Annotated in this window: 4 protein-coding genes; 2 read left to right on the forward strand and 2 right to left on the reverse strand. The window is 24.7% G+C overall.

The features are described from left to right. Positions 1–82: 82 nt before the first annotated feature. Positions 83–3,559, reverse strand: a complete 3,477-nt coding sequence (locus tag Q0J69_RS12905) for an N-6 DNA methylase (protein WP_297208182.1) — start codon at positions 3,557–3,559, stop codon at positions 83–85. 161 nt (positions 3,560–3,720) lie between these two features. Between Q0J69_RS12905 and Q0J69_RS12910 the strand changes: the two genes are divergently transcribed. Both Q0J69_RS12910 and fabV read left to right on the forward strand, forming a co-directional pair. Continuing rightward, positions 3,721–4,314, forward strand: coding sequence for a transporter substrate-binding domain-containing protein (locus tag Q0J69_RS12910; protein ID WP_297208183.1), 594 nt, complete (start codon positions 3,721–3,723; stop codon positions 4,312–4,314). 80 nt (positions 4,315–4,394) lie between these two features. Beyond that, positions 4,395–5,573 carry an enoyl-ACP reductase FabV gene (gene fabV, locus Q0J69_RS12915; protein WP_297208184.1) on the forward strand — a complete coding sequence of 393 codons (1,179 nt, stop codon included), beginning with the start codon at positions 4,395–4,397 and terminating at the stop codon, positions 5,571–5,573. 92 nt (positions 5,574–5,665) lie between these two features. On the opposite strand, the gene Q0J69_RS12920 is transcribed toward fabV, so the two are convergent. Then, positions 5,666–6,775: a glycosyltransferase gene (locus Q0J69_RS12920; protein ID WP_297208185.1), complete on the reverse strand. Its 1,110-nt coding sequence runs from the start codon at positions 6,773–6,775 to the stop codon at positions 5,666–5,668. Positions 6,776–6,977 lie beyond the last annotated feature (202 nt).

A 6,977-nucleotide genomic window follows, 5' to 3' on the forward strand; every position in this document is an offset into this window, starting at 1 on the left:
AAAATATTATACTTTTATATTGATGATATATTATAATATAGTGAGTGCGTTTTTGCAAATTGTTTTTTACAATGAGTATTAATTATTCAATTTGAAATATATCGTCCATTATTTCTCTTTGCTTAATTTTAGCATTATTTATTTTTAATTGAGATTGATATATTTGTTTTTTGCAATCTAAAATAGTATTTGATATTTTATTTTGTATATTTAAATCAGGTATAGGAATTTGTAATTTTTCTATTCTATCTATAGAAGCTCTCAAATTTCTATTAAAACCATATTCTTTTCCAACAATATTAAAAGCATAATTAAAATATATCATGTTTACAGAATTATCAATACATTTTATAACACCGCAATGATCTGTAGGATAAAAAGGATTATTTGGAAGTATATAATTTGTCATCCAATCACCATCTATGCCCCATAATACAAATGTGGAATCAAAATTGTCAAATAACAATTCGTCAATATATCCGAAAGGTTTATATACATTTGCACTATAAATAGGGTACTTACCATTTTCTTTGATATTCTTTTGTAATACTCTTTTTCCTATAGTTATTTGAAATTTAGTTTTATCAGATAACTTACATTTATCATAATTAACAAAATCTAAACTATTAATTTTATCATTTGATTCTTTAATAATTTTATCCTGTTCTAAAATAATGTTTTCTTGCTCCTCCATAAGATAAACTATTTCTTTCTGCTTTTCAATGGAAGGTATAGGAACTGATAAATTTCCAAAATTATCTCTATTTAAACCGCCTTGTGCAGCACCTGTTTTTAATTCTTTCAGTACATTATTAAAAATGAATAAATAATAAAATATAAATTTTTGATTTACTTCATTTGAAAATCTTACTTTCAATATATGTTCATTTATATACATATCATTATTTATATTTTTTGCTAAAGCTATTTTTCCAGCTAAAGCTCCATCTTTACAAATTAGAATATCATTTTCTAAAACTTTTGTATTTATAGACATAGTTTTAGCATATTCTACTGGTATATATTTTAATTTATCTAAATTAATTCTTCCTGTGTATGCATTTATATGTTCTCCACCTAAAGATATAATGCCTTCATTATTTTTTTTAACTCCACCTTTAGGTCTGCTTCCACTATATAATACCATATTAAGTGAATTATCAGATAGTTTAACTAGTGGATATTTAGTAGTTATTGTTTTTTTTTTAGTTAAACTAATACTATTTAAAAAATTATCGGATTCAAAATTAAAACAATCTTTCATATTTAAAACATATATATTTTTTTCTAAACCTTTAACTACATTAGGATAATTATCATATAAAGCTTGAAGCATATAATAATTAGCCTTATTTATATTATCTCTATTTTTTTCATCCAATAAATTGCCTAAATATGTACCTTCTTTATCCCTTTCTTCTGTTATTCCCTCATTTCCTCTTCTATTACTGAAACTATATCCTAAAAATTTTTTTTCATCGTCTTTTTCTCCTGTATCAATTATCAAAAGTTTTTTATCTTTACACATATTTACATAACTTTCTTTATTTTCTAAACTAATAGATTTTTCTCTTTTTTGTAAAAATAATATAACAGTATTTGTACCAGTAGCCTGAAATGCATTAGAGCCTAATTTTACAATCCCTTTTAAATAAAAATTTTCAAATATAATGGTTCTTGCCTTTTCATAAAGTCCATCATTTTGAAGTATGGAAATAGGAAGTATTATAGCAGCATATCCATTAGGTTTTAATAATTGTTTCATACGCTCTATAAATATTACTTCTATTTCTTTGCTGCTATCTGTTATATCCTTGTATAAATCAAAAGCTTCATCTGAATTTCTATCCATTATAGACTTAAATCCGCTTACAGAATATGGAGGATTTGAAATAACTATATCAAATCTTCCATTTTCTTTATCTTTAGTATCTAATAATGTTCCTCTGTAATCATCATGACTAAAAGGATAAATACCTGAAGTTTGAAGTATTTGAGCTTCTCCATCTCCGTTAAAAAAACATGACAACTTTGTTGTTTTTACAAGTCTGTAGTCATTTTCTATTCCATATATATTATCTTTAGCCCATATAAATTTATCAGGATCTTTATTATATCTGTCTAAAACATTTTGTACTATTTTTAATGTGTCTAAATTTTCATTTTCTATTTCTAAAAGTGATTTTTGAATTATATCCATAACTTCTGTTAAAAAGTGTCCGCTTCCACAAGCAAAATCTATAACTTTTGGAATAAAATCTTTATTACCTAAGATAATTTTTTCTTTAATCATTTCTTTTATAGGAATAGATTGAACAATAAATCTTGTTAAGATACGAGGTGTAAAAAATTGACCCACTTCTTGTTTAAAACCTGTGTTTAAAAGATTTTCAAAAAAATCTCCTAAAAACTGATGTTTTTCTGTATATCTGAATTGATACCTTTGTAATAATTCAACAACTTCTTTAACTATACTTGTGTTTCTTTTGAAGTCTCTTTCATCAAATATGTCAATAAATGAAAATTCCTGATTTTTATAAATCATAGCCTGCATTAATGATTCTCTTAATTCTTTTTCATTTTTTTGTTTTATATCATCGAGTTTTATATAAAAAATAATTTTATTTAAATACCATTTCATTCCGCTTTGAAATAACTGATTAAGTCTATCAATAAATATTTCATAATTATCTGTAGCTTCTCTCCATTGGAAAGATAATTCTTCGTTTTCTTTTGTATTATCTTCATCAAATACTTTGCATACAAATAAATTAAATATTTTATTAAATGCATTTGGCTTATCTGAAACTACATTATGTCTTAATATTTCTAAAAATTGATTATATATATTTTTTCCATCTTCTGGGGTTATTATTTCTAAATCTTTTTTTAAAAGTGCTTTTGCCTGTATTCCATAAGGTAAAATATCTTTTTCAAATATTCCATTAAATGAAAATTGTTTATTCCATCTATTATGTATTTCTTGCACATTAGCAAGAGTTTTTAATTCTTCATCAATTTTTACTATTTCGTTTTTATATTCTATTTCATCATTATCATTTAATCTTGAAGTATATAAGCATAAATATTCAGCATTTCTGTCTTGATTATAATAGCTGAATAATTGTCCGCCTTTCTTATCCTTATCTAACATATTCTTATATTCTTTATTAAATTCACTGCCCCAAGTTTTGCATTCTATCATTAAATATGAAACATTATCTTTTGAAACAAGTATATCTAGTTTTCCTTTCTCTTTTCTTCCCATTTCCCACTTTTTTTCAAGTGTTATACTATCAGGGCTATATCCTTTTTCCAAAAGTCTATCAACACATTCTAAAACAACAAAATTCTCGCTGTTTTCAAAATTAGAAGTTGTTCCATCTCCTAATTTGATATTTTTGTCAAAATTATTATCTATATAAAAAATTTTTTCCTTCTCAAAATTTATACTGATGGTATAGTTATTTCTATATTTTTTACTATATATTCCAAAATTAGTTTCTTTATAACCTAAAACTAATAATAACTTTTTTATATATTCAGAGCTTACTTTCAATTTTATATCCTAATATTGATAATACAACATTATGCATTATAATATAGTGATTATGTTTTTGCAAATATTTTTTATGTATATTTTTTTTACAATCCTATATAAAAAATATTGACTTTTTTTGTATATAATATTATTTTATAATTAATAAATTATTTTGTAAAATGAAAAAAATTATTATTTTTATATTATTAATCTTTATTATTGCCTGCAATAATTCTTCCAATACAAATATATCTGAAAACACTAATGAAACAAAAAGTATCACAAATAATATTTATTCTAACAAAACATTAAAAGTAGGAATATATTTTTATGATTATCCTATGGTGTATGTAAGCAATGACAATATAAACGGATTTGATTATGATATAATAAATGCTATAGCAAATGAAGAAAATTTCAAATTGGAATTCATTCCTATTCAATTTTCAAAACTTATACCATCATTAAACACAAATTATATAGATATTATAATAGCAGGCATGAGCATAACTGAAGATAGAAAACAGCTTGTAAATTTCTCTGATAAGTATTGCAGCTCCGGTCAAGGTATTATACTAAATAAAGAAAATGATGAAATAAAAGTCAATGATGATTTAATAGGAAAAACTGTAGGGGTTATAAAGGGTACTAGAGTTTTAAAAATTGTAGAGGGTAAAACAGATTATGAGCTGCTTCAGAAAATAAATGACGGATTATATACTATTATGAATAATGGTCTTTATAATGAATTAATTGATAAGCATTTAAGATGAAAAATATTTGAAAAAAAAACTGTTTTATTATAAAGTATAAAAGCTAAGTTTGTTTAATAAAAAATAGGAGAATAAAAAGTATGGTAGTAGAGCCAAAGATATTAAATAATATATGTATAACTGCTCATCCTTTAGGCTGTGCAAAAGAAGTTGAAAATCAGATTAATTATGTAAAATCCAAACCAAAAGTTAAATCTAATGTTAAAAATGCTCTTATATTAGGTGCATCAGGAGGATACGGGCTTGCAAGCAGAATAGCTGCAGCTTATGGTCTTGGTGCTAAAACTATTGGGGTGTCTTTTGAAAAGGAAGCTACTGGAAAAAGAACTGCTACACCTGGTTGGTACAATAATGAGGCTTTTGCTAAATGCTGCGAAAGAGATGGAATTGCACAAAAAAATTTAATACTTGATGCTTTTTTAAATGCTTCAAAAGAAGAAGTTATTAAAGAAGCCAAATCATTTTTTAATGGTGAAAAAATAGATTTAGTTGTATATAGTTTAGCTGCTCCTGCAAGAATGGATGAATCAACAGGAACACTTTACCGCTCTGCATTAAAACCTATAGGCAAAACGTATAATGGAATAGGTATAGATTTTATGACAGAAGAGTTATTAAATGTAAAGATTGAGCCTGCAAATGATGAAGAAATTAATGCTACAGTTAAAGTTATGGGCGGAGAAGATTGGGAATTATGGACTAATGCTTTACTAGATGCTGATTTACTTAGTGAAAATGCGGTTAATATAGCTTATTCATATATAGGACCTCAAATGACTAGGGATATATACAGAGATGGTACTATAGGAAGAGCTAAAGATCATATTGAAGCTACTGCTCATAGCTTAGATAAAAAAATGAATGAGAAAATAAAGGGACATGCTTATGTTTCTGTAAATAAAGCTGTTGTAACAAGAGCTTCTGCTGTTATACCTACAGTCCCTCTTTATATAGGAATATTATTTAAAGTTATGAAAAATAAGGGCTTGCATGAAGGTTGTATAGAACAGATGTACAGACTTATAAGCGAAAAGCTTTACAGCGGAAACTCTGTTCCTGTGGATAATGAGAATAGAATAAGATTAGATGACTGGGAATTAAGAGATGATGTTCAAAGTGAAGTTTTAGATTCTTGGAATAAATTAACTAAAGATAATGTAAAAGAAATAGCCGATATGTCTTTGTTTAGAAAAGATTATATGAATATGCATGGCTTTGAAATAGAAGGTATTGATTATTCTAAAGATGTTCAAATATAATATTTAATTAGTATTTAAAATAAATTGGGATTGTTATTTAGCAATCCCAATTATTTTATTTATAAAATTATATAATTTTCGTATATATGTCATTAAATTGATGATTGTATATCTTTCAATTTTTTTCTTGTTTTATCTCTCATATTTCTAAAAGGTATAGGCCAAACTAAAAAATCAATTATTTTATCAATTTTTTTATCCATATGTCTTTCTAAATATAGTTTATCATATTTTAAAAACATATCCATCCAATAAAAAGTATTTTCTTTAAACCATGGTGTATAGGATAAATATTCCCAAGCAGATAACAAAAGTTTATTTTTGTATAATGGTATATAATTACTATATTTTTTATTTTCAGGGGATATTACAATTCTATGATCTGCATTAAAATGTGCTATTATAGTTTTATCAGCATACTCATTATTTAAATGCAGTGGAAATATTACATTGTAATATTCTGATACCCTTTTTATTTTATCATTAGGAACAAAATGATTTAATATAGCTTCATGTCCAAAACGCATTTTTGTTTCAAACAATTTTATAATATGCTTATCAATATCTGCTTTATTAATATTAGCCCTTAATTCTTTTAAATTCATATACATAAATCCGCTGTTTACCCATTCATGAGGTTCTTTATCAAATACCAGAACTTTTTCAAAATCTTCTTTTATATTTTTATATTTTTCTTTTAATTCCTCTTCAGATAACTTATGTATATTGCTATATCTTATATATTCTTCACTATAATTATTTATATCAACTAAATAGGAATTGTTTTTAGCTGCTAATAACCAATAATTACTAATATCTGTATTAAAAATTTCTTTTAAGCTTTTTAGTACTATCATATCAGTATCTAAAAATAATACAGTGTCTAAATCATTTAGTATTTCTGGAATATCTAGTTTAACAAATATTATATAGTTCCACCAATAATATATTCTATCTTTTATTTCTTCATACCATTTTTTATATTTTTCTACATCTGGTTTATAAAATTTTATATCAAAGTCTTTAATTTCTTTTAATTGCAGTATTTTATTTTTATCATCATCTGACATATCATCTGTAATTATATGAAAAGAAAAATATTCATCTTCTTCTGAATTTAATAATATAGAAACAATTAAAATACCTAATTCTATGGCGTAGTTATGTCCATTGACAATGGAACATATATTATATTTTTTCATTAAAAACTCCTAATTAAATAATTTTTACCTTAAACTTTTATTTGAACAAATTAGAGTACTAATTATATAAGTATTAGACATGTTTTTATGATTGTAATATTTTTTATTGATTAATAAACAGAGTGCAGAGTGCAGAGTGCAGAGTGCAGAGTGCAGAGTGCAGAGTGCAGAGTGCAGAGTGCAGAGTGCAGAGTGCAGAGTG

This window comes from uncultured Brachyspira sp. (assembly GCF_944388875.1).
In the GTDB taxonomy this organism is placed as follows: domain Bacteria; phylum Spirochaetota; class Brachyspiria; order Brachyspirales; family Brachyspiraceae; genus Brachyspira.

Coding starts and splice junctions, on each gene's coding strand:
- Q0J69_RS12920 (WP_297208185.1), bottom strand. CDS start 6,775: ATGAAAAAATATAATATATGTTCCATTGTCAATGGACATAACTACGCC.
- Q0J69_RS12910 (WP_297208183.1), top strand. CDS start 3,721: ATGAAAAAAATTATTATTTTTATATTATTAATCTTTATTATTGCCTGC.
- fabV (WP_297208184.1), top strand. CDS start 4,395: ATGGTAGTAGAGCCAAAGATATTAAATAATATATGTATAACTGCTCAT.